Source organism: Ureibacillus sp. GCM10028918, assembly GCF_042666115.1.
Classification (GTDB): Bacteria; Bacillota; Bacilli; order Bacillales_A; family Planococcaceae; genus Ureibacillus.
In genome coordinates this window covers 1-535 of record NZ_JBHTFK010000008.1, presented here as the reverse complement: position 1 = coordinate 535, position 535 = coordinate 1, and the positions used below count along the sequence as shown (strand labels likewise).

Below are 535 nucleotides of genomic sequence, written 5' to 3'. Positions count from 1 at the left end.
GGATATATTTTTATCATTAATTTTGGTGGAGCCTAGCGGGATCGAACCGCTGACCTCCTGCGTGCAAGGCAGGCGCTCTCCCAGCTGAGCTAAGGCCCCATAATAATTTTTCTTATTAGATATTTTTCATGGTCGGGAAGACAGGATTCGAACCTGCGACCCCTTGGTCCCAAACCAAGTGCTCTACCAAGCTGAGCTACTTCCCGTTTGAATAACGGGTTACTTAAAGGATGCCGAGGACCGGAATCGAACCGGTACGGTAGTCACCTACCGCAGGATTTTAAGTCCTGTGCGTCTGCCAGTTCCGCCACCCCGGCACATTTGGAGCGGAAGACGAGGTTCGAACTCGCGACCCCCACCTTGGCAAGGTGGTGTTCTACCACTGAACTACTTCCGCATGTGCTAAATAATTGTTACCGGTAATCTTAAAAACCTAAATGGTGCGGGTGAAGGGAGTCGAACCCCCACGCCTTGCGGCGCTAGATCCTAAGTCTAGTGCGTCTGCCAATTCCGCCACACCCGCATTTAAGTATTA

5 tRNA genes are annotated in these 535 nt (G+C 51.0%); all 5 read right to left on the bottom strand.

What is annotated here, in order from left to right:
* Positions 1-23: 23 nt before the first annotated feature.
* Positions 24-99 (bottom strand) — tRNA-Ala (locus ACFQU5_RS11650).
* A 30-nt stretch (positions 100-129) separates the two neighbouring features.
* Positions 130-206 (bottom strand) — tRNA-Pro (locus tag ACFQU5_RS11645).
* A 25-nt stretch (positions 207-231) separates the two neighbouring features.
* Positions 232-317 (bottom strand) — tRNA-Leu (locus ACFQU5_RS11640).
* 5 nt (positions 318-322) lie between these two features.
* A tRNA-Gly gene (locus ACFQU5_RS11635) sits at positions 323-397 on the bottom strand.
* 41 nt (positions 398-438) lie between these two features.
* Positions 439-523, bottom strand: a tRNA-Leu gene (locus ACFQU5_RS11630).
* Between the last annotated feature and the right edge of the window lie 12 nt (positions 524-535).